Origin of the sequence: Nostoc sp. ATCC 53789 (assembly GCF_009873495.1) — a bacterium.
Taxonomy (GTDB): domain Bacteria; phylum Cyanobacteriota; class Cyanobacteriia; order Cyanobacteriales; family Nostocaceae; genus Nostoc; species Nostoc muscorum_A.
This window is the reverse complement of the sequence record NZ_CP046703.1, coordinates 1,423,225-1,446,736: the sequence shown is the minus strand read 5'-3', so window position 1 is coordinate 1,446,736 and position 23,512 is coordinate 1,423,225. Positions and strand designations below refer to the sequence as shown.

Sequence of the window (23,512 nt, the reverse complement as noted above, 5' to 3'; positions counted from 1 at the left end):
GCCCTTTAATCTTTTCGCAGGACAAAAGAAAGTTGTTTATGCTTATCCGAAAAGTATTGAATGAGTTTTCAGACTTTTTCTTCCGCCTAACTCAGGTTAAATCAAGCGAGAATTGGTAAGGTGATGACAAATTCAGTTCCAACACCCAAGGTAGAATTCACATCCAAACTCCCGTCATGTTTTTCTACCACAATAGACTTAGCGATCGCTAATCCTAAACCCGTTCCTTTACCTACCTGTTTGGTAGTAAATAAATGATCGAAAATCTTTTGTTTAATTGCTTTATTAATCCCTTGACCATTATCAGTAATTGATATTTTTACATATTCATCTGTCTTTAATGTTGTAATTGTAATCCGGTTAGGATTAGCTTTGATTTCTGCAAATGTCTGCCCAATATTTGATTCTTCAAACGCATCAATTGCATTAGCTATAATATTCATAAATACCTGATTTAATTGCCCTGGGAAACAATTAACTAAGGGTAAATCTCCATAGTTAGTAATTACTTCAATAGCGGGATGTTCTTCATTTGCTTTCAAGCGATGTTTGAGGATTAAGATTGTACTATTAATTCCTTCATGGATATTAAATGGCACTTTATAATCTTTGTCAGCACGGGAAAAAGTGCGGAGACTAGTACTAATATTTGTCAACCTGTCGCAAGCCACTGCCATTGCGTCTATCATTTTTGGTAAGTCTTCCAAGGTATAATCTAAGTCAATTTCTTCGGCATGGTCTTTGATTTCATCACTTTTGTTGGTCAAGGTCTTTTGATATAGCTTTAAGTGTTTAACAATATCATTCAGGGTCGGTTTAGCTTGTTGAAGAGTAGCAAAAATAAAGCCTAATGGATTATTCATTTCATGGCCTACTCCAGCAACTAAATTACCCAGTGCAGACATTTTTTCACTTTGGACAATTTGCAGTTGTGCTTGTTGCAAATCTTGTAATGCTTGTCCAGCTTGTTGATAAAGTCGAGCATTTTCTAGAGATATTGCTGCTTGAGAAGACAATAAGTGAATGACTTTGAGACGAGCGCTAGAAAATACTCCTTGAGTCAGTTGATTTTCTAGGTAGAGAATTCCCACTAAATGCCCTTGATTAATAATCGGAGTACAAAATATACTTTTAGGTTGATGTTGCAGTATATATTCTCCAATTAAACCAGGAATATCTGTTTTGCAATTGTCAATCACAACTGTTTGTTGGGTATTTTTGACATAATAGATAATATTTAAAGGAATGTCTCGACAATTTTTTAATGATTGAGGTTCGAGTATAGTCTGCATTTCCTTATGCTCAATAAAAGTAATTGCTCGCACTTGCCAAGTGTCTTCTTCGGGAAGCAGCAGTACAGCTTTTTTCGCACCAGAGTTTTCTATGATAATGCGAGTGAGGCTGGCAATAAGTTGCTCTAATTCCAGAGAACTGGAAATAGCAATAGCTGCTTTGAGGACAGAGGTAAAATCCAGACCATCGGAAATAGCAGTATTGCCAGTGCTATTTGTGCAACTAGATGAGGAAGTCCCACGCAAGCTAATAGTTTCTAGGGGGTTGAGGGTAAATCGTTGCTGTTCTAAGATGGGTTTGAGAAGTTGAGGATAGCGTTTTTCTAAGTCCGAGATTTTGGCTTTTGCACCCCAACGGCTATAGCAATAGTAGGCTTCATGTATATAATCTGAGGCGGCTTTTTCTTTGCCCCAATTGAGAAAAAATTTAGCTGCAAGTTCGTTGGCGAGGGCTTCTTCATAGCCATAACCTTGACGTTGAGCTTGAGCAATGGCTTGTTCGTAAAAATCGAGTGCTTCTGCTTTTTGTCCCTTTAAGCGTGCTTTTTCTGCAAGTATTAGCAGACACTTGTGGAGAATATTTTCTGGACAGGCTTTTGCCCAATTGTTTAAGCGTTCCTCTAGGGGAATTAGCGCTTGCCAATGGAACTGACGCTCTTGCTCGTCGCTAGCAATTTCAGCTAGAGATAGATGCATTAATGCTACATAAAACACGCTAGAAGGAACTTTGGCATGACTGGAAATGGTATTTTCAATTATGCTCAGTTGGGGAATTAAATCTGGGTATGCGGCTTTGTGGTCAAATAAATAAGCATGACGGATTTTGACAGAATATAACCAAGCCAGATGATAATGGCTATTTCTATATTTTTGTAAATATTCAGCTTCACTGAAAGTATCGTCATCAAAGCTGAAGGGGTTTTTTGTTAAACCAAGCAGATTGCGAATTGGTTGAATAACTCCGACGATTAAAGCATCTAGGTTTTCTAAACTTTTGATGCGACGGAGAAAATCTGCATGGGCTTGGGCGATCGCATATAGTTCATCTAGATTTTTACCATAAGTGAGGCGATCGGAACCACTTAGGATGATCATAAAGCCAACGGTCAGCCAGTTCCCTGCTTCCATACCATACTTGTAGGCGTTGTCATAGTATGTATCTGCTTCTCTAATTGGATGACTCCAGCTATGGACATCCGCAGCAAACAAAAAATTAGTCATTCCCCGGACATCTGCATTATCAAACTGTTCGCAAAGCTGCACCGCCATTTCTCCAAACTGATAAGCTGTTCCCAAATCCTGGAGGATGGCATTGGCAATTAAGGCATAGCCTGCATAGCTAAAGGGAGACATATCGCTGTTACCATACTGCAAAGATAAAGTGGTCATCTTGGCGAGTACTAACAATCCTAAAGTCGGTTGACCATTAAGCCATGCAGCATAGAAGAGAATTTGTAAAATTCGCAACATTTCTGCAAAACCGGCATCTGCCATTTTGGGAAGATTGAGAATGGATTCAACAGTCTGCTGCTCTAAAAATCTATTAACTATGGCAATTTCTTTGTCCAGACTCGCTTGAATCAACTCTTGTTCTGTAGGCATTTCCCAGTCAAGTAGTTGTAAACTTTCGCCTTGCATAGCGATCGCTTCCGCATTGCGTCCTTGAAGCTGATATTGAGTCATCTGCACGCGATAAATCACTGCTTTGTCTAGGGGTGTTTGAGCATGGCTCAGTGCTTCCCCATAAAGGGCTTCGGCTCGGTCAAAATTACCACACAGATAAGTTGCTTCTGAACCCTCGCGGTGCAAGCTGTACATTAGTTCATAGTCAGTCTGCCAAGCGGTTACGGGTAACAAATCAATCCCACTGGTACAATAGCTCTGAGATGCTTGATAAGCAGCCGACAGTTTTGCCTTTTGTCCTGCTTGCAGATTTAAGCGAGCCAGTTGTTTTTTCTGCTCATGGGTAGCAATGGTCGAAAGAGAATCATTTTCAGCGATCGCACCTTGTCCCAAATTCAGTTGGTTTACTAAGTCAAAAATCCGTTCTTGTTGCTCCTGCTCGGATAACCCTTGCAATAACAATTGACCAATCATCAAATGTGTTTTTTGTTTTTGATCTGACGGAATTAAGGAATAAGCTGCTTGTTGGATGCGATCGTGCAGAAATTTATATCCAATAATTTCGGAATTTTCTTGAGTAACAGCTTGATTTTCTGACCCCACAAAAAACTTGTAAACCTCACTTTGAGGTAAAATCAAACCTTCCTGTAAAGCATTCCACAAACAAACAGCCGTTTCTATTTTTGATTGTTTAGAAACAATTGCTAATGTTTCTAAATCAAACTGATTGCCAATACAGGCAGCTAATTTTAAAATACCTTGAGTTGATTCTGGCAACTTTTGTAATTGCAATGCCATGAATTCAACGATATCATTTGTGAGCGATCGCTGATTTATTTGCGTGATATCACATTGCCAACATCCAGACTCTAAGTTAAATTCAATTACTCCATCTTGATGTAATGCTTTAAGGAACTGTGTAGCAAAAAATGGATTACCTTGAGTTTTTTGAGATACTAAGCGAGAAAGAGTCCATGCCAAATTTTCTGAGCATTGAAGTGTGTCAGCAACTAATTGATTTACCTGCCCTTGACTTAGTGGTGCTAAAGTAATCGTATTAATCGTGGCTGCTGTTTTTTGAATATCATTCAAAGTCAACATTAACTGGTGTGCTGGGTTGACTTCGTTATCACGATAGGCACCAATTAATAAAAAATGCTTTGTATCAGCCATTAATAACTGCATTAACATCAGTGATGCCGAATCAGCCCATTGCAAATCATCTAAAAACATTACTAATGGATGTGCATCACTCGTAAAGACTTTAGTAAATTTCTGGAATAATAAATTAAAGCGATTTTGGGCCGCAGTTCCTGATAATTCTGTAGTAGGTGGTTGTTGACCAATAATTCTTGATAATTCGGGGATAACTTCAATAATTACCTGTCCGTTCTCACCAACCGCTTCTAAAATCTTAGTTTTCCATTGCTGAATTTGAAGATCGCTTTCTGTTAACAATTGTGCCATTAGATCTCGGAAAACTTGCACAAAAGCACTGAAGGGAATATTGCGATTAAATTGGTCATATTTACCTTTAATAAAATAACCGCGTTGACGAACTATCGGTTTATGAACTTCGTTAACAACCGCAGTTTTACCAATCCCAGAAAACCCCGCTATCAGCATCATTTCTGTAGCACCAAGGCTAACTCTTTCAAATGCTTGAAGCAGGGTTTTTACTTCTGTTTCTCTTCCATAGAGTTTGTCGGGGATAATGAAGCGATCGCACACATCTCTTTGAGCAATTGAAAAACTCTCAATTCTGCCAATTTCGTTTAGCTGATGTAAACAAATTTCTAAATCTAATTTCAGCCCTAATGCGCTTTGATAACGGTCTTCGGCATTTTTTGCCATTAATTTGGTCACGATGTCACAAAGAACTTGGGGAATTTCTTCGCTATTTCCTAAAAGCGGAGCTTGTTTCGCAATATGACAATGCACTAACTCCATCACATCGTTTGATTGAAAGGGTAACTTTCCTGTAAGTAATTCATAAAAAGTAATACCTAAAGAATAAAAGTCAGCCCGGTAGTCAATTCCCCGATTCATCCTTCCTGTTTGTTCTGGGGAAATATAAGCCAGCGTACCTTCTAATACATTAGGGCTGATGAGCGTTTGGGTTTCCCGTGGTAATAAAGAGGCAATACTAAAGTCAATTACCTTTATTTGCTTAGTTTCGGGGTTAATTAATATATTGGCGGGTTTTATATCTTTATGAATAATTCGATGACGGGAAAGTATATCTAAGGCATCACACAAAGATATTGCGATTTGTAAAAATTCATTTAGAGATGCAACATTATTATTATTGGCGAAATAATCCTTAAGGGAAATTCCCCCAAAGTCTTCCATCACCAATATATAAACATTCTGGTATGGTTCCAGAGTATAGGTTTGAATGATTCCGGGATAGTTGAGATTTTTGGTAATGGTGTACTGGTTACGAAATTGTACGAGTTCGCTAAATGTAGGATAAAGATTTTTTAGCAGTTTAATCACCACAGGTTTTTGATCAGTTTCTCTATATCCCTGATAAACTAGGGTTCTAGAGCCGTTATAAAGTTCTTTGCTAACTTGATAACCGGGAATACTGACTTGGCTGCTAAACATACTGGGTTCATCCTTCGAGATTTTTTTATGGCTTTTCTAATATCAATCATTTAAACTCTGACTGCATTGGTAGAATTAATGACATTTACTTCAAGGAATAATGAAGAAATCTCTTGGATGTTTTAATTAGGGCGTGTTTTAAAAGTCGATAAAATTCTTGAAAATTCTAAAGATTAATCAATTTAGCATTTACCTATAATTCTTGTACCGCAGCATTGAGGCTAATTGACAGAGCGGCAATGAAAGTCACAGTGAAACACTTTTCAAACAACCTCTTAGGTCTGTATTGAATTGAACGGAGAACCGTTAGAAAATATTTTTCCCATACCCTTACTATTGAAGCTTTTTAATTAACTCCAGTAGTTGTTGATAATCCCTTGTTCCGAATTGAGATCAGCAGCTTTCTGTAAATCCGCGATCGCACCCTGTTTATCTCCAAATGCATAACGGTCAACCCCCCAGGGCGAACGCACGGGATTTCTGAAACCCTTGCTGGGCAAGGATCTTGATGAAAAAATAGGCTAAATTAAAAAACGCCAAAACCCTTGCTATTAAAGGATTCTTATACTTTAGATGCGTTTGCCCTGGGCAACCCCCCGACCAGTGTAAGCGGGAGCCAAGTTAGGATTAATCCGCAAAGCTTGATTAAAATCAGTAATTGCTCCCTTCTTGTCTCCCAACTCAAAGCAGGCAATTCCTCGACTGGCGGAAGGTGGCGCAAGGTTGAGGGTATCGATAACGTTTTACTACCGACAAAAGGACTTTTAAAACATCCTCTAAGGCTTGTTTACCATAAAGTTGAATACTGAGTCTATTAATACTCTGCCTTAATAGTTAATAATATTTTAAACTAGGTATTACCTACTTTTTATATTTATATAACTATAATATACAGGGTATAAATATTTATACGTATAATGAAAAATTCATTTACCAAAACAGCAGAATTGCTTCGCCAAAATTTGCAAAATTATTTGCGATCGCTTAAAAATTGGTTTTTCGATACACCAGAAAGGGCACTCTTAGAAGCTCAACAAGCCGCTCAGAGAATTAAAAACATCGAAATAGAACATTTTGAAGGTAAAAAAATATCTTCAGAATCAGTAAAATATACTGAAACCGCGATGTCTTATTGGCAAGTCTATCTTGATAAAAACCTAACTATTATCAAGTTCAGGCTGGCAGAATTCCAACTTAGTCGGGGAATTGTCAATATCTCTAATTCTGTTTTATTAGAAAAGCTGAAGGTGATTGATGAAGTTGTAGAAAAATATGCTATTAAAGATGAGCTTATTAGTAACAGTGAGTTATTGTCAAATTATGAACCACTAAAAGTTAATCAGAGTGAAATCAATAAACAACCAGAATTATCTAATATTAAACGTCTACCTCCAAATCAAAAAGCTAGAGCTTTGCCTGGGTCTCTTGGCAGAACTATTAATAAAATTAAAGGAGATTTTTCACCACAGGGAGAAGAAGAATTTGTCAGAAATTACCGAATTTCTAGAAATAGAACAAAGATTGGTCTAAGATTTTTGCTCACTTTAATTATTGTTCCACTTTTGACTCAGATTTTATCTAAACAATTCTTAGTTATTCCTATATTAGAAAAGACTAGAGGAGAGAATACATCTCAAATTTTCATCAATTCTGACATGGAAAAAGAAGCTCTCCATGAATTATCTAATTTTCAACAAAATTTGAGGTTTGAATCTTTATTAAAAAATGCACCAGCCCTTTCTTCGGAGGTAATTAAAGAAAAAATAAAGGAGAAAGCAATTGAGATAGCTGAGGAATTTAATCTAAAAACTAATAGTGCTGTTAGTAATGTATTTGCTGATTTGATATCATTAATTTCTTTTAGTATAATTATCGTTTATAGTAAAAGAGAAATTGTGATTGTGAAGTCTTTCATAGATACTATAGTTTATGGATTGAGCGATAGTGCTAAGGCTTTTATAATTATTCTCTTTACAGATATATTCGTAGGATTCCATTCCCCAGATGGGTGGGAGGTTCTTCTGGAAGGATTTGCAGAACATTTAGGTTTGCCAGCCAGTAGAAATGCAATATTTTTATTTATTGCGACATTTCCTGTAATTTTAAACACTATCTTTAAGTACTGGATATTCCGCTATCTGAGTCGCTTATCTCCATCGGCATTAGCAACATTAAAAGAGATGGACGAGTAATTTATAATTCATAATTATATTATTTTGATGCATTTTTCTGATGATTCGCTAGGCTATGTATATCCTGGTTTTTCTGAAGCGTACTATGGATTTTGAAAGTAAAGCCAATGCCCCAACTTCCACAGACAATATAGAGTTTGCTCAACAAACTACTAACCGTAAGCCATTGCAATTGCTGCGAGATACCGAGGCTTTACTACGCCGCCCAACTGTAGCAACACTGTCGCCGATTTTGCCACCAAAACTGAGCAATAAATTCCAAGCAACCTCATCTTTGGCAGATCACTCCTTTAAGGAATTGGCAGAAATTGACCTAGACACTATTAGTGATTTTGAACTGCGACCTGTACGAATTCGTGTTGGCTTAAGCTTTGTTGGTTTTGGGGCACTGATGATATTAGTGCTACTACTGTACTTGAACACCTTGCATCCAGAACTCAGCACTGGTGAGCAGATTCGGCAATACTGGTATCAATATGTTTGGTTTGTTAGTTTGGGTGTTGCAGGGATGTTTATGTTGGGTCGGGAAGCAATGCGTCCTATGCCGAAACGACGGAAATAATTCTTAAGGAGGCAGGTGTAGCTACAGCTATATTTGGTATTTTAGGATTTATTGCATTTAGAGTTTCTTCTATAAGACTTACACAAAACATCGTATGAATTGAGGGTTAGCAAACACACGTCAGTTGATAACCCGCAACTGGAGTTAATTATCAGCCTTACCAGCCTTTTTGATACCTTGCCATCTTTGCCGCAGTCGCTTCAAGTTAGGCGTATGACCACCATAACGCCAGCTAATATATGCTTGGCTAATCTCATCTATTACCTCAGCAGTTGCTGGGGGATGATGCTGGTATGATCCTCTGGCATACTCTAAAGGTGTTTGTGCTGGATGTTTACCTAAACCTTTTTGGGTTGTCCATTGCAGCATTTGTTGATAAAGGCTTTCCATCGCTGGCAATCTCTTTAACCATCGGCGGTTGCGCCACTCTCGCCACTGACCCCAACCCAGCCAACCAAAGAAAGCCGCTGTAGTTGCCAAGATTAAGCCAGTTAATATACCAAACCAACCTTGAGAAAATAAAGCTAAAAACCAAGCGATCGCTCTAATCACCCACCTAAATATTGTCTCAAATACATTATTCAATAAACCTGTCACTGGAGAAGGTAGCCATCCAGCAACCCAGTGCCATAACTGGCGCAAGACACTAAAAGTCTGAGTATCTTCTACTGATGGAGGTATGAGGGGATGATTGGGAATCGGGTCAAAGGCAAACCAGCCATATTTCGGAAAATATACTTCTGTCATCGCATAAGCGTCAGTATTACGGACAACATATAGTCCTGTAAATGGATTAAATTCTCCTGCACTAAACCCTGCCACTAACCGCGCTGGGATACCAATGGAACGTAGCATCACCGTGAGAACTGTGGAGAAGTGGTCTGGATAACCACCTTTATATTTGAATAAAAAAGCTTCTACTAAGTCATCTTTTTCTCCCAAATAAGGCAAATCTAAGGGATTTTGGGGAAGAGAGTAACGTTGCTTTAAATATTGAGCTAAGTAGAGAGCCTTTTCATAGGCTGAATCTAGGCTTTTAGAAGACTTTGTGACTCCTTCCCGACTGTAGTTAGCAAGGATTTCTTCGGTGCGTTGCCGGACTTTTTCGGCAATTTCGGGAGGAATTTGCAGATAATGCTGTTTAATATCTCGTGGATATTTAGTAGAAGCTTCACCTAATTTAGTGCGATCGCGGTATGGTACTTCCGAAATTACTGTGTAGGTGAGTCCTTCTGATAATTCCACAGGCGATCGCAATCCATCTTCTTTATCAACCGCGACCATTGGTGTCGGAAAGTAAATCTCTTTGGGATAAGCCATTGCCGGAATTAGGTTAGGCAAGTCCGCCACTACTGTATAAGTTTGTACTATTTCTTGGGTTTTAGCAGTAGTCAGAGGTGGGTTCAGGAAAATTTGGTAAGACCAAGGCGATCGCTTGATGGTCGTAACATCTTCATTACGCGAAACTTCCCATCCTTTACCCGTATAGCGGTCAAATCCTAGTACTCGCCAAAAACCCTCAGCTTGCGATCGCACCCGCATCACAACTTTAGGTTTCATCTCACCGCGCAGATTTTGGTTTATTTGGCTATTAAAACCGTAATAAAAGTTATTATCTACCTTACCTGGTTCACCATTTTGGCCTTGTCCCGTACCACTGCCTTGATTATTACCACTACCTTGACGGACATAACCGGGATTGATGATAGTACGACCAGTAAAATTACCTTTTAACTGGATAGAAGAACTTACAGGAAAATTCCGTAACTGATAGCCAGGAAATCGGGGTAAAACAGCAAAAATTGCCAGTCCCAGACTGACAATTAGTAAAAAAGTCAGAGTTAAAAATTTAAAATTAAGAGTTGAGGAATTCTTTGGGTTGAATTTTTCCTTTTGAGTTTTTAATGGCTGCAAACCCAAGCGTGAGCGATAATCTAGCACTAAAGTTGGCAGAGCGATCGCTAAAAATAACAGCAATACAGGTGCAAATGCTAAAGTCTGACTTAGCGTTGCCGCCACACCCAACAAAATCAGTCCTATAACAATCGAATAGCCCAAATTTTTCCGCCGGGGTGTATCAAAGCTATGCAACACCTGAAGTTGAATTAATAACTCCGCCAAACCCAACCGCGTATCATTCAACTCTCCCACTAACCGCCCAAAGAAAGCACCCAGCGCTATTAACATTCCGATAGCGATGCAAAACTGAACTGCAACATTGCGATCGCGGCGACGATAGTAACTCCAAATCGCACCAAATACACTCAGGGGTAACGCCCAAAAACTGAATGAAGTCTCGGCGGCGATATCTGTCGCCCCAATTCCCAAAATAACCAATGCTAGCACCAGCACCCGCAAGGAAATTGAATCTTCCACTTCTGTCAAAGGCGATCGCTGCAAATTTTGCCGCCAATTACCCACAGGGACACGCCAAAACCGATTCATCCTGGATAAGTTGAGCATTTCGAGTCTAAGTTATAGATGCCACGGAAACAATGTTGAGGACAAAACTATTCGCCCTACTTTAAAGTATTCCCGTTAGAAGAAGCTTTATTATGCTGTCTTCATTCATCTATCGGACTGATATTTGATTTTTGAAAAAACTCCATACAACTCAAAAAGCCTTCTTTCCTATTGCCTCTTGCCTTCCCACGCAAGTAAATATGGTTACGCTCCCGTGAGGGATACAAAAATCAAAGCGGATTCCTATATCAAGGTTTAGCGCCTATTTTTACAAAATAAAAAGGTTGAAAACAGAGTTTTCAACCTTTGCTTCCCTTCTCCTGTCGTAGGGTTTCATTGTGCCAAGAGTGAACATAGTTTTGTATAAAAAAACAGCACAATCGAATAAATTCGTTGTGAAAAATTGGTTGCTTGGTAAAATAGAGGCGAAATCAGCACAACAAATTAACTCGTTCCCCAGGCTTTGCTAGTAACCGAGTGGACTGACGAGTATCCACGAACATTCAATTTATGGGATGGAGGGTGAGTCTACACCACTAGTTAACTGTAACCACGCCTAAGTATAAGTAAGCACCCTGTTGCTAGTAGTATCTAGAGACTGAAAAAGCCCCAAGGCAACAGCTAGGGAATAGTTACCTTAAGATATGCGGCATTACGTACTAGCCGTGGTAATTAATATTACATAGTGGGATTAATGACAAACAAAAGCGGCTGTTGGTCTATTTCGGGAAACTCAACTTCCAGAGTATAAGTTGGGTTAAGTTGCTCACAACCTAACTCTACACTTAAGTATCCCGAAGTCGAAGATGTTGCCATTGCTAAAGTGCCACTTCCACGAAGTATCAAAGTTCCTTTAACAGGTAACTCAGCCTGAACAAGTAACTTCGTAAGTTTACCTTCAGACTGATACTCTACTTTGATGTTCAAATTACCGACAGTGGTTAGCCATTGTCTTTCTACCACTGGACTGGTTGCTGAAAGTGGTAGAGTCAAATTTTCCAGCAGTTGTTTAGCTGCCAGCAACGACAAAGCCATCTGTTGACGCGGCTGTAAATCTGAGTAATCGCTCTGAATATTGGGCATTGTCTCCAGAGTACTGACAGAGCGATAGGTACTTCTTAGCACCAATCCAGCTATATCATTTAGTGCTTGAGACTCGTTGGGAAAAAAGTTCTCCACCACTTGAACTAATTTTGCCCCTAGAGGGACTGAAGATGTCACCAATGCCTGACACTGTTCCAGCAATTGCTGGAAAACTCTCTCCGGCAAGGGGCAAGGCAGTTTTAGCTTCGACTGTTGTACCATCCATCCCCAGGTAGGAACGAGCGTCATTGACGGCTCATCAACAAAATCGGGATAGTCGATTAATTGTGTTTCCCAGGGAAACAAAGGTGGGTGGTCTTGGGCTTGGATTTGTAACCGATGTTTAATGACGGCTTGAAAACGATCTTGCACAGTAGGAATTTCTCCCAATTGAAGGGTCTGGGGCGTTACTCCCAATTTTGGCTCACTGCTTTTTGAAGCAGTGGCTTCATTGATGAGTTTTTTTACCCCGTCATTTTCCTCAGATTCTACCGATCGCTCGTTATTTTTGACATCATCTGTCAATAACCAACCGAGATACTGGTATTGTGAGGATTCTGAGTCACTATTCATGAGTAGATGCACCTGATCCGGACACTAATGAGTTACGAATTTCCCAAGCTTGCTCAAGAATCTTAAACCATCGCTTTTGAAGTTGTGCCATTGACAGCCCTAAAGTTTTGGCGATTTTTTCATCGGCTTGTCCTTGTTGCTTCAACTCTAATAAAGACCGTTGCTTATTGTCCAGCTGTGCTGTATATACTTGCCATTGCTGGGGAGTTAAGCCCAAATTGGTGTGCAAAGAAGCTTCCAGCCACTCGTGAACTAATTCCCAACGGTGTAATAACGCAAACCGAATTAAATGATACTTGAAGCGCTGCTGTAAGTAATCTCTCTGACGAGGGGTTAAACCTAAAATCGACTCTATTTCTTGTGCTGAGAGATCCTGGAGGCGGAGGGAAAAGTAATCAGCACAGTCAGATTGTTGTCGTTGTTCGAGATAATTCATTAATTCTGTAACCACAACCGAACGCAAGGTATCTTCTTCAGGTTCGGGTTCGGCTTGCGTTGCCATTGTGGAGCGCAATTGATGCACTGCTGGTTCTTCCCAAGAACCATCGCCTTCGTTATTGCTACCTTCTGCGGCTTGTTCTATATCTACACTGGTTTCTGGGGGCTGCTGTTGAGAAAAAGTTTGTGCCCGCAAGATAATTAGCTGCTGCTGACGGCCTGGTAAGGGAATGCGTCGTTTGCCGTAGCGCTCGGTAAATGCCATATACTCAGACAATTCTAGAAGCGTCTGAGGGCGATAAGTAGCACCAAGTTGATTTTCTCGCCGGAAAGCGTTTAATGCTTCCAGATAAAAACTTTGTAAAAAATCTTCGATTATAGTCAGTCGCCCTTGATAACTCAATTGCTTCTGAGGCGGATTAATGTATCGATAAATAATTGCACTCAGAGTACTGTGTAATTCTACCCTGCCCCGATTTGAACCCAACTGATAGTACCTGAGACACTGTTGTAGCCGATGCCGAGCCAGGGTCATCGCCGAGCTTTCTACAGTTCCAGAAGCTTGAATACGTTTGCTCTCGTGGCAAATCCGATATACTTCGGTGGTAATACGTCTTGCTACATCATGGCAATTCTGTTCCGAAGCTTTGGTCGATTGTTGAAACTCCTTGGATAGGAGTTGAAAGATCACCTCCACGCCTTTAGAATTTTCTCCCAGAATATTTGCAGATGGAATTGTTGCGGTTGCGGCTGAATTCATAGTCTCAGTTTTCAAAAGACCTTAAGTATTTAAATACAACCTGTACGACTGTGGGTATTGGCTTTTTTGGTTTTACGTATAAGCTAAACGCAGACCAATCCTACATTCAGGATATGGCTGATTTTATTATTCCCAACTTGGATGGGATTGTTCACACTTTGATAGATGTTATTGCCATTACCCAGGAGCCGTATACAAGTCATTATGGATTTAGAAGCACAAATTCAATTGCTGATTGACAATGCACCCCGCGATGGTATAACACCAAATCTGATTGCAGCAATTGCTCCTGCCCTTAGAGCGATCGCTCAAAAATTACGTCATTCCCAGTACTATATTCTCCAAAATTCGGAGGGAAGCTGGGTTTTAACTACTTTGAGCAATCGTGCTAATCCAGGATTGGAAAAGCGAGTTATTTACGCTTTCCCTACCATACAGGATGTCTCTCTAATTTCCCCTGCTGGGCTTGACCCTCAAATGCTAGCTAAAATTGTTCCTGTCACCCATATTTTGTTCCAATTGGTGGCATTGGAACCCGTAGATAGTATCCTTTTTTTGGAAACGCCGGGTAAGACCACTCATACCGTCGAAATTCGGCGAACTGATCTAGAGAAACTCATGCAACAAAGGTTGCGGGAGCAGCGATCGCCTAAACAGATACCCCCTGATATTGCATAGAAAAATTTGGGATGTGGGATTTTTTAGATACAATCCCACATCCCAAATTTTAAATCTCAAATTTGTTTGAAAAAGTTTTTGATGAAAAGAAATTAATGCCAATTACGACCCTTTTAGTTCTTTAAAGAACCAGGCGATAGGCCTAATCTAAAATTGGTGAACAAACAGTTATCAGTGAACATTTTTCAAAAGTTAGCTGACAACTGAGCCAAATTTCCCCACCTTAGAACATCTGGTAGGTTTAACTTGGCATCTAAAACCCCATTTTGTACCTAATAACTAATAACTGAGTTAATAGAGGCGACTCAGTGTGTACTCAGCTATGTTAATTAATGCCTGGTGAGATTCTGAGGGTGGGAGAACTGCAAGATGTTCAATTGCTAACTTAGCATGGTGAGCAGCTAACTCCCGTGCCTGGTTTATGCCTTGACTATCTTGAATTAGTGCTAGTGCTTGCTCTAAATCTCCATCTTGAGCAAACTCTCGGTCAATTAGCACTTCCAAGGATGATTTTTCCGCTAAAGCAAATAAAACGGGCGCAGTCAGATTACCACTTTTGAGATCAGACCCCACTGGTTTACCCAAGGTATCTGTCGTACTGGTGAAATCTAGAATGTCGTCAACGATTTGAAATGCTATACCAAAATGACGACCGTAGTTATACAGATGCTCAACAGTTTCCCGCGAGACTTCACTAAGTAACCCAGCAGCTTTAGAACTGTTGGCGATTAACGAAGCTGTTTTGTAATAACTCTTCTGGAGGTAAGTTTCAATAGAGATACCAGCATCAAAACGATTTAGTCCCTGCTGGATTTCCCCAGTAGCCAGATCCATAATGACTTCTGAGAGGAGTTTCACAACCTCCAAATTGTCCAAGTTTGCTAAATACCAGGACGATTGGGCAAAAAGAAAATCTCCTGCTAATATGGCAATGCGATTACCGAACAAACTATGAACGGTAGGAACGCCTCGCCGCACGTCTGATTCATCTACCACATCGTCATGTACCAAGCTTGCTGTGTGAATCATTTCTGTAATCTCAGCTAGGCGGCGATGACGCGGTGTAATATCTTGCTCTAACATTGTTGCCCGCGATATTAGCAGGACAATTGCTGGTCTGATACGCTTTCCCCCAGCTCCGAATAAATGTTCGGCTGCTGCAAACAAAATGGGGTGGCGATTTCCAACTAGCTGTTTTAGGTTATCTGCTAGTAGTCGCAGGTCTGCTTCCACAGGGGTAAACAGGGAGGTGGCTGGGGTCATGGATGGGCGGACTCTGACTTAGGTTACGAAAGTTTACATATCCTACACTCATTTTAAGATAACCCTGTGCCAGCGCAAAGTTTTCATAAGACAATCCCATTTTCATGAGTCTATCGGTGATAATTAAGGTTGCTCTACTTTTGTCAATAAGTAATTGTGCTTAATTTTTGAGATAATAATATCTTAAACTAACTTAAAACATGACTTCTCAGTACACGGAGACAAATGCCAGCTTTAATTGTATTAAGTAGTTTGCAAGTACACATTTACCGCCACAGATCAAAGCAAAATTCAAGCAATATTACTTATTGACAAAATGGATATAATTTAAATTGAGTTGCCAATGGATAAAACTAAATTTCTTCAGAACTGAAGTGTAGCTATTCAAAAAATTTGAAATTTAGCAGTGGAATGGGCTTCAAATTCAGGGTCGTTGTGTTACGCTAAAATATAGGAATTTTAAATTTTTAAGATGTTCACACCCCAAAGTGATTCACTTACTAAGTGATTTTACTGGCTCGGTGATGTGAGTCTAAAATAATTAGTCGTAGCCTAGATTAAGGGAATAATCCCTTTGATTTTTCCTACGATATGCAAAACTCCTGGCTTGGAGCTATGCTATATCCCTATGGGAAGCCGCTACACGTCTTCAGCGCACGTTGAGCGCAAGCATTGCTCTTTTCACAGCAGTGTGAGTAAAAATAACGCAGATCGAGTAGACCGCTGAGAATCGTAGTTTTAGATTGCCGTTTAGCAATCTAACTGGTGTGGATCTATGGTCTGCAAAAAGTCTCATTAGACAATAAATTCTTTGTCCGTAGAGAATTTTATCTCTATAGGTAATTTTACCATAGGAAGCTACAGCAATCAAGAATGTACTTGGTTGGCTGAGGTTCTACTAATTTTATGGAATTTTATATTCGTTTGAAAGGGTGCTAGTAGAACAATGATTTACGGAAGTATACCTATGATGATTTTTATTTTAGCGTCTGGATATTTGTTCACAGTCTACCTGTTATTAGCACTGGCAAAGCGAACGGGTACAAAGACTGTTCCTAAAAGTTTTTCTTCATCTGCCGAAGGAAAACACAAGCAGGAGATATCAGTAAGGGCAAAAGTGACTGAAGCTGTTAATAGTCAGTAGTGGGTAGTGAGGAGTTAAGAGTTATTAATTCAAAATTTTTAACTCCTAATACTGATTACATCTAAGGTTGCTTGCGAACAAGGGGATTTTGCCCCTTGCCTCACTAGTTTGATTCTGTAAAGTTTCACAAAGAATAGGTATAAACCTCGTCTAGCTCGAAACCTGTGGTTTTTCTGCCAAAAAATATAAAAAACCTTAGAAATGCCCTTGGTCTAAATCGTTCTATTTGTTTGGGTCGTTTTTATCCTTTTTGTCCTTGGGATCTTTTTTAGGTTTTTTAACTTCTTTATTACTTTTTCTTTCCTTCGACATTAGCGTTCTCCAACTAGGTTATTCAGTGAAAGCTTCCATATTCTGCCGTCAGAAAATCAGGACATGACTTACCTGATATTCTTGTAAGGCAAAAAAGAAAGTATCAAACATAAATGCTACTAACTACAATGATACGGTGTTGTTTGATTTAATGTAGCTTGAATCCATATTGCCAGAAGTTGCCCAAATTTCATCAAGATTCAGGTTACAGAGGAGAATTTTCTTTTCTGGCAATCATAACCTAAGTAAATCGGCTTAAATAATTAAAGATTTGCAAGACTTACGCAAATAATAGCCAAAACCACACGCGGTAGGGGTAATATCATGAATTGCCTCTACCGCGTGTGGTTTTGCGTAAATTCTATTCTAACTCCCTTGACTGACTATTGCTCCAACAATTTCAATCGTTGCCACCAACGATTGAGGGGATAATAGACCACGGGTGCCCACAGACTACTAAGAATGGCAGAGGCGAGGGCGACACGCTGGTAATATGTCCAAATATCTGTTACTTTGCGCTCATTTCCTATCAAAGTTAATTGCAACCCAAAGATAGTTTCTGCCAAAACTGCCATCACAAAGACAATTACAGCAATCGAAATAAAGTCTTCTTCAATAAAACGCTGTTTCTGGAGCAGACCAGTTAAAATTCCTACAATTCCTAAACTGATGGCATGACTAGGATTAGGTGCTGTCATGGAATCTTGAAGTAGCCCCAGAACTATACCTGCCAAGGCTCCGGCAAATACTGTACGCTTCACACTCCAAGTTACCACCCAAATTAATAGCCAGTTAGGGCCAATTCCCAATAATTCCATACCTGGCAGGCGGGTTGGTAATAATAGTAAACATAACAGTACAGAAATAGCAGTCACTATCCAACTAAACAACTGCCGTACACCGGGATGCCAACGAGAAAGTGGCTGGATTCGGAATTTCGATTTTCGCTCTGACGATTTTGGCTTTTTCTGCCTGCTAATACCAAATGCAGGAATCTTCATTTTTCTATGGATTTTCAAGGGAGAATTTACTTAGACTTTTGCGGCAGTTGATTTGCCGACTTTTCGTTTTCCGGCTCTTGGTTTTCTGGCTTTGGATAAACTGCTACCCAATCAAGAGAGCGGATTGGCGGAAAAAGCTCAATTTTCGCTACTGATGCGGGAAGTTTCTTTAAATCCAGTGACTTAATTCGTCCTACTGCCAAGCCAGATGGAAATTTCTGACTATAGGTAGATGTGGAAACTAAATCTCCTATTTTGACATTTGGGACTTTTTCATAAAACTCCAGCACAGCTTCGGCAGAAGAATCTCCTCGCAAAACGCCTTTAGCTGCTGTGCGGCTAACTGATACACCAACTTGACTCTTGAGGTCACTGATTAACAACACGCGGCTAGTATTGGGAGTTACACTCTCCACCAAACCGACTAATCCGCCATCGGCCTTGACTACAAAGCCTTCCTGAATGCCTACATTCGCGCCGCGATTCAGAGTAACTTGTTGCCACCACTGGTCAGCACTACGTCCTATTACCCTGGCTGGAATTGGCCGTGATGCCAGTGGCTCTTTTTCCACATAGCCTAATAAATCTTGTAGCTTTGTCTTTTGACTTTCCAAATCTACTATACGGGTTTGCAATTCTAATATCCGGGCATCTCTGATACGTTCTTCTGGAGTTGGCCCTGACTGCAAAATCTCTAATGGACGGGTAAGTGCCTGGTATGTCTCAAGCACCAATTCACCTTGAGTTTGTCGCAATACCCAAGCACTACCAACTACTAGAGCTAACAACCCAATTTGTAAGCCTTTACGATCCCACCAGCGCCGTATTGTAACCATATATACCTTTATCTACTTATACAATTAAGTTCTATTTGGATTCTATTTATATAGAACCCAAATAGAACTCAAATAGAACTCAAGTATGATATTTTTTTGCTACATATTGCGAGAGCTTTCGGTAACAACCCGTTCTAACTGTTTGAAGTTTTCTAACACCCGACCGGTTCCCAGCACAACACAACACAGAGGGTCGGCGGCGATGTGGGTAACAATCCCCGTTTCATGACTAATTAAGGTATCTATGCCTTTGAGCAAAGCACCACCCCCAGCTAACATAATCCCTCTGTCAATAATGTCTGCTGCTAGTTCTGGAGGTGTACGTTCCAGTGTCCGCTTCACAGCTTCTATAATTACTGATAGTGGTTCCAACATACTTTCACGGATTTCTGGACCTTTGATGGTTACAGTTCGCGGTAGACCAGAAAGCAGGTGTAAGCCTCGGATTTCCATCATGGCATCATTATCATCATGGGTAGGATACGCAGAACCAAGCCGAATTTTGATGTCTTCAGCAGTTCGTTCACCAATGACTAAGTTATGAACTTTTTTAATATACTGAATGATTGAATCAGTTAGTTCATCCCCAGCAATGCGTACTGATTCGCTGATTACCGTGCCCTGAAGACTTAGCACCGCGACTTCGGTTGTACCACCACCAATATCGATAATCATGTTGCCAGTAGGTTCGGCAACAGGCAGTCCTGCACCAATGGCGGCAGCTACAGGTTCATCGATTAAATAAACTTTTCTTGCTCCTGCTTGGTGAGCCGCATCCATCACAGCCCGTCTTTCTACACCCGTGACCCCACTGGGAATACCAATGACAATTCGGGGTAAAATTAGAGATTTGCCTTCATTTACACGCTGAATAAAGCTTTTCAGCATTAGCTCGGCTATATCGAAATCAGCGATTACACCATCGCGCAAGGGGCGGAGGGCAATCACATTTCCAGGTGTGCGGCCGAGCATTTTTTTGGCTTCTTCTCCTACTGCTAGTGCTACCTTTTCGTTGACATCGATAGCAACTACAGAAGGCTCTTGCAGTACAATACCTTTCCCAGATACATAAACCAGGGTGTTAGCAGTACCGAGGTCGATACCCATATCCCATGATGTGCGAAAGTTCCTAAAAATACCCACGCTTCTCTAAGCCCCCTATGTGCGATACTTCTTGACTACAACGGTAAGAGTGGATTCGATTATCTTTGTATCCTGAGTTCAGCAAACTAAACTATATTTTTATATGATTCCCAGGAATATTTACTATGTCTCAGGCCCTTGTTTTTTGATATTCTCTGGTTTGCTTAGTATATCCGTATACTTTTATGTGTTTCTCCAAGTAGTTATGTATAATTTTTCAATTCCACTATATTGTTAACTGTTTAACACATTATTTTCAAGTGTTTCACAATTCGCTATGATAAAAGTCGGAATTAACAAGTACACCTGTACTGAAAGGTAAAACCTATGAGTATCAATATTGTCACCCTTGTTGGCCGTGTAGGCGGCGACCCAGATATAAAATATTTTGAGTCTGGTAGTGTTAAGTGTAGATTGACATTAGCGGTAAAAAGGCGATCGCGCAACAGCGACGAACCTGACTGGTTCACTCTGGAATTATGGGATAAAACGGCTGAAGTCGCAGGTAATTATGTGCGTAAAGGCAGCTTAATTGGCATCAAAGGTTCCTTAAAGTTTGACACATGGAGCGATCGCCAAACAGGAGCAAACCGTTCTACACCAATTATTAGAGTAGACCAACTAGAATTATTAGGCTCTAAGCGCGATGGAGAGGGCGGTGGAGATATGTCTTCAGAACATTTTTAATTAATTGAAAATTGGGAATTGGGAATTGGGAATTGGGCATTGATTATTAGTCCTTTGCCCTCACAAATGACAAAGGACTAATGACAAATGACTAATAACTAATTTGTAAAGTCACAGATGCTTCTACTTCCTGTTCACCACCAACGACAGGAGTGGAAGAATCAGCTACCTTGGCAGCTTCAGCCCGTAAAAACATGGGTGGTGGAGGCGCAGTGGCATTATTAACTTGAATGCTGACTATTTCTTTGGATTTGAAACCCAAGGCGCTGAAAACAGCATCAGCTTGCTGCTGGGCATCTTGGGTGGCTTCTTTTAATGCTTGTTTTTGAGCAGCTGCGATCGCTTCATCATTCGCAACAAAACTAATACCATTAATTTGTGTTGCACCCGCTTTCACTGCATCATCTAATAACGTACCAGCTTTCTCTGTGGGAATCCTAAAACTCACCGTGTTACTGGCAGCATAGCCTGTAATCCTTTGTACATTATTGGTGTAGCTATAGACTGGATTCAACCGGATACCAGTAGTTTGTAATTTTTCTACATTTTGGCTTTTGAGAAACGCAACTACAGCCGATGACTTCCGGGCGGCTTCTTGCTGTACTTCCTCTGCTGTTTTCCCCTGAATCTCCACTCCTAAGCTAACTTGCGCCAAAGTTGTCGGAATCGTTTCAACTCCGCGACCACTGACACTAAGGGTTCGCCACATTTTTTCCTTCTCTTGCGCCAATGCAGGTAGTACAAAAGTTGCACATACTAGCAGGGCTAAAGGCAGTATTTTCCACAAGTTTCCAGATGGAAACTGAGAACCGGGTAAAGCGGCTCTAGTCATAAGATTTGCACTCCTCAAAGTATCCACAGATGTTTTTAATAAGCGTATTTAGCAATCTTCTGGCGGCTGTTAAAAGTCAACAGTCACCACAAGTTTTTCACAACTTAAGTGCGATCGCTATATACGATTTGTATGTTCTTACTTTGACACTGCGATCGTCAAAACCTGAAATGGTTACATTTTTTGATACTAAAAAAATTACACCAACATTTTAAAGATTTTGTCATGATGGTAAATTAATTCACCGACTTTGACTTACTACAACTTTCTAAACTGTCTGTAGCAAAGGTTTCCGAAGTTTTCTGATAGCGCTTGATGAAGTGGAGAAATGGCACAAATTAAGCTTTTGAACCTGCCAATAGCGTCTCCATAGATAGATGTTTTCCAGAAACACGTCAAAATCAAAGAGAAGGATTTCCACAGAACCCATGCATTTGTTAGATCCAATTAACTTCTCTTTTCCTCTGCTGGCTACTGCAACAGAAGCCGCAGACAGTTCAATGGTAGTAGCCGCAGTGCTACTAAGCTTAGTAGTCGTTTACCTCGCCAGCAAAGTTGGTGGAGAGTTATCAAACAAAGTGGGTTTGCCGCCCGTTTTAGGCGAACTAGTAGGTGGTGTGGTAGTTGGCATCTCTGTTTTCCACCTTTTAGTGTTTCCAGAAGGCAGCACAGACAGTTCTAACTCTTTGATCATGTCCTTTCTTCAAATCACTGCTGGTTTAACTCCTGAAGCCACTCCAGCAGTATTTGCAGCCCAGTCTGAGGTCGTTTCCGTTTTGGCAGAATTGGGTGTAATCATCCTGCTGTTTGAAATTGGTTTGGAGTCGAACTTAAAAGACCTAATGGCAGTTGGTATCCAAGCCACCGTCGTTGCAATAGTGGGGGTAGTAGTACCCTTTGCTGCTGGTACTGTCGGACTGATGACTTTATTTGGAATTGGTGCTGTACCCGCAATTTTTGCAGGGGCGGCTTTGACTGCCACTAGTATCGGGATTACTTCCAAGGTGCTGTCAGAGTTGGGGCGGCTCAATTCTAAAGAAGGGCAGATTATTTTGGGTGCTGCTGTAATTGACGATGTTCTAGGAATCATCGTTTTGGCGGTAGTTGCCAGCCTCGCTAAAGATGGCGTGGTGGATGTCAGCAAAGTTATTTACTTGATTATCAGTGCCACTGGTTTTATTTTGGGAGCAATTCTACTAGGCAATGTTTTCAATAAATCCTTTGTAGCGATCGCCGATCAACTCAAAACACGGGGTGGACTGGTAATACCAGCATTCATCTTCGCCTTTGCTATGGCATACCTTGCCGCCGTCATCCATTTAGAAGCAATTTTGGGAGCTTTTGCGGCGGGTTTAGTCTTAGAAGAGACAGAGAAGCGCAAAGAATTGCAAATGCAAGTCTGCCCTATTGCCGATATGTTAGTGCCAATATTCTTTGTAACTGTTGGGGCAAAAACCGATTTGGGAGTGTTAAACCCAGCAATTCCCGATAATCGAGAAGGTCTAATTATGGCAACTTTCCTGATCATAGTAGCCATTCTCGGTAAAGTTATCACAGGCTTAAGCGTGTTTGGTCAACCGGAAATCAACCGTTTAGCGATCGGTGTGGGGATGATTCCTAGAGGAGAAGTTGGATTAGTGTTTGCTGGTGTCGGCGCAGCCAGTGGCGCTCTCTCGAAACCACTAGGGGCGGCAATCATTATGATGGTTATCTTGACAACCTTTTTAGCTCCTCCTTTGTTACGATTTGTGTTCCCAGATCCAAAAACTGTGGATGTAGGCTCAGACCAACTGGTTTTAGATGGTTCTTCTGGAACCTCGTTGGTAATTGAACCACCTAAATCGAAGGTGCCAGCATCAAATGACAGTGGCAATTTGGAAGTAACTCCAGATTCTGGCGATCGCTAATCAAAATCTTGGATGAGAAGGAGACAGAATTCAGAATTCAGAATACCCCAGCAGTCAAGTCAGGGGTAACATCCACGGAAAGAATTTTTCTTCTCCCGATAGCGACGCAGAAA

18 protein-coding genes are annotated in these 23,512 nt (G+C 40.6%); 7 read left to right on the top strand and 11 right to left on the bottom strand.

The features are described 5' to 3' along the window. Nucleotides 1-101: 101 nt before the first annotated feature. The 3 genes from GJB62_RS05800 to GJB62_RS05795 all read right to left on the bottom strand — a co-directional run bounded on the left by GJB62_RS05800 (nucleotide 102) and on the right by GJB62_RS05795 (nucleotide 6,205). Nucleotides 102-5,525: an ATP-binding sensor histidine kinase gene (locus GJB62_RS05800; RefSeq protein ID WP_114085758.1), complete on the bottom strand. Its 5,424-nt coding sequence runs from the start codon at nucleotides 5,523-5,525 to the stop codon at nucleotides 102-104. Nucleotides 5,526-5,875: 350 nt separating this feature from the next. Further along, a complete protein-coding gene (locus GJB62_RS37960) occupies nucleotides 5,876-5,998 on the bottom strand; it encodes a hypothetical protein (RefSeq protein WP_258551499.1) in 123 nt (40 codons plus the stop codon). Between the two features lie 96 nt (nucleotides 5,999-6,094). Next, complete coding sequence (locus tag GJB62_RS05795) at nucleotides 6,095-6,205, bottom strand: tetratricopeptide repeat protein (protein WP_245246105.1); 111 nt, start codon at nucleotides 6,203-6,205, stop codon at nucleotides 6,095-6,097. 237 nt (nucleotides 6,206-6,442) lie between these two features. On the opposite strand from GJB62_RS05795, the gene GJB62_RS05790 reads away from it, so the two are divergent. Together GJB62_RS05790 and GJB62_RS05785 are read left to right on the top strand one after the other, a co-directional pair. Beyond that, complete coding sequence (locus tag GJB62_RS05790) at nucleotides 6,443-7,717, top strand: proton extrusion protein PcxA (protein WP_114085760.1); 1,275 nt, start codon at nucleotides 6,443-6,445, stop codon at nucleotides 7,715-7,717. An 85-nt stretch (nucleotides 7,718-7,802) separates the two neighbouring features. After that, nucleotides 7,803-8,279: a hypothetical protein gene (locus GJB62_RS05785; protein ID WP_114085761.1), complete on the top strand. Its 477-nt coding sequence runs from the start codon at nucleotides 7,803-7,805 to the stop codon at nucleotides 8,277-8,279. A 144-nt stretch (nucleotides 8,280-8,423) separates the two neighbouring features. Here GJB62_RS05785 and GJB62_RS05780 read toward each other — a convergent pair whose 3' ends face one another. The 3 genes from GJB62_RS05780 to hetZ all read right to left on the bottom strand — a co-directional run bounded on the left by GJB62_RS05780 (nucleotide 8,424) and on the right by hetZ (nucleotide 13,596). Then, complete coding sequence (locus GJB62_RS05780) at nucleotides 8,424-10,724, bottom strand: DUF3488 and DUF4129 domain-containing transglutaminase family protein (protein WP_114085762.1); 2,301 nt, start codon at nucleotides 10,722-10,724, stop codon at nucleotides 8,424-8,426. Nucleotides 10,725-11,420: 696 nt separating this feature from the next. After that, nucleotides 11,421-12,398: a PatU gene (locus GJB62_RS05775; RefSeq protein WP_114085763.1), complete on the bottom strand. Its 978-nt coding sequence runs from the start codon at nucleotides 12,396-12,398 to the stop codon at nucleotides 11,421-11,423. Next, nucleotides 12,391-13,596, bottom strand: a complete 1,206-nt coding sequence (gene hetZ / locus GJB62_RS05770) for a heterocyst differentiation protein HetZ (protein WP_114085764.1) — start codon at nucleotides 13,594-13,596, stop codon at nucleotides 12,391-12,393. The genes GJB62_RS05775 and hetZ overlap by 8 nt, the downstream gene beginning before the upstream one ends. 204 nt (nucleotides 13,597-13,800) lie before the next feature. Here hetZ and GJB62_RS05765 point away from each other — a divergent pair, with 204 nt between their 5' ends. Continuing rightward, nucleotides 13,801-14,274: a hypothetical protein gene (locus GJB62_RS05765; protein ID WP_114085765.1), complete on the top strand. Its 474-nt coding sequence runs from the start codon at nucleotides 13,801-13,803 to the stop codon at nucleotides 14,272-14,274. A gap of 291 nt (nucleotides 14,275-14,565) precedes the next feature. Here the strand turns inward: GJB62_RS05765 and sds are convergent, their stop codons facing one another. Then, nucleotides 14,566-15,537, bottom strand: a complete 972-nt coding sequence (sds, locus tag GJB62_RS05760) for a solanesyl diphosphate synthase (protein ID WP_114085766.1) — start codon at nucleotides 15,535-15,537, stop codon at nucleotides 14,566-14,568. A gap of 946 nt (nucleotides 15,538-16,483) precedes the next feature. Between sds and GJB62_RS37390 the strand changes: the two genes are divergently transcribed. Next, complete coding sequence (locus GJB62_RS37390; RefSeq protein WP_114085767.1) at nucleotides 16,484-16,681, top strand: hypothetical protein; 198 nt, start codon at nucleotides 16,484-16,486, stop codon at nucleotides 16,679-16,681. Nucleotides 16,682-17,376: 695 nt separating this feature from the next. Here the strand turns inward: GJB62_RS37390 and mreD are convergent. The 3 genes from mreD to GJB62_RS05740 all read right to left on the bottom strand — a co-directional run bounded on the left by mreD (nucleotide 17,377) and on the right by GJB62_RS05740 (nucleotide 19,937). Then, nucleotides 17,377-17,994 carry a rod shape-determining protein MreD gene (mreD, locus tag GJB62_RS05750; RefSeq protein ID WP_114085768.1) on the bottom strand — a complete coding sequence of 206 codons (618 nt, stop codon included), beginning with the start codon at nucleotides 17,992-17,994 and terminating at the stop codon, nucleotides 17,377-17,379. A 26-nt stretch (nucleotides 17,995-18,020) separates the two neighbouring features. Continuing rightward, complete coding sequence (gene mreC / locus GJB62_RS05745; protein ID WP_114085769.1) at nucleotides 18,021-18,830, bottom strand: rod shape-determining protein MreC; 810 nt, start codon at nucleotides 18,828-18,830, stop codon at nucleotides 18,021-18,023. Nucleotides 18,831-18,929: 99 nt separating this feature from the next. Further along, nucleotides 18,930-19,937, bottom strand: a complete 1,008-nt coding sequence (locus tag GJB62_RS05740; protein WP_094330992.1) for a rod shape-determining protein — start codon at nucleotides 19,935-19,937, stop codon at nucleotides 18,930-18,932. 363 nt (nucleotides 19,938-20,300) lie between these two features. Between GJB62_RS05740 and GJB62_RS05735 the strand changes: the two genes are divergently transcribed. After that, nucleotides 20,301-20,660, top strand: coding sequence for a single-stranded DNA-binding protein (locus GJB62_RS05735; RefSeq protein WP_012408517.1), 360 nt, complete (start codon nucleotides 20,301-20,303; stop codon nucleotides 20,658-20,660). Between the two features lie 91 nt (nucleotides 20,661-20,751). Here the strand turns inward: GJB62_RS05735 and GJB62_RS05730 are convergent, their stop codons facing one another. Continuing rightward, the gene (locus GJB62_RS05730; protein WP_114085770.1) at nucleotides 20,752-21,492 is read right to left on the bottom strand and encodes an SIMPL domain-containing protein; all 741 of its coding nucleotides are present in this window, start codon (nucleotides 21,490-21,492) and stop codon (nucleotides 20,752-20,754) included. 29 nt (nucleotides 21,493-21,521) lie between these two features. Here GJB62_RS05730 and GJB62_RS05725 point away from each other — a divergent pair, with 29 nt between their 5' ends. Further along, the gene (locus GJB62_RS05725) at nucleotides 21,522-21,707 is read left to right on the top strand and encodes a hypothetical protein (protein WP_147262593.1); all 186 of its coding nucleotides are present in this window, start codon (nucleotides 21,522-21,524) and stop codon (nucleotides 21,705-21,707) included. A 213-nt stretch (nucleotides 21,708-21,920) separates the two neighbouring features. Beyond that, the gene (locus GJB62_RS05720; protein WP_114085771.1) at nucleotides 21,921-23,399 is read left to right on the top strand and encodes a cation:proton antiporter; all 1,479 of its coding nucleotides are present in this window, start codon (nucleotides 21,921-21,923) and stop codon (nucleotides 23,397-23,399) included. Nucleotides 23,400-23,512: the final 113 nt, after the last annotated feature.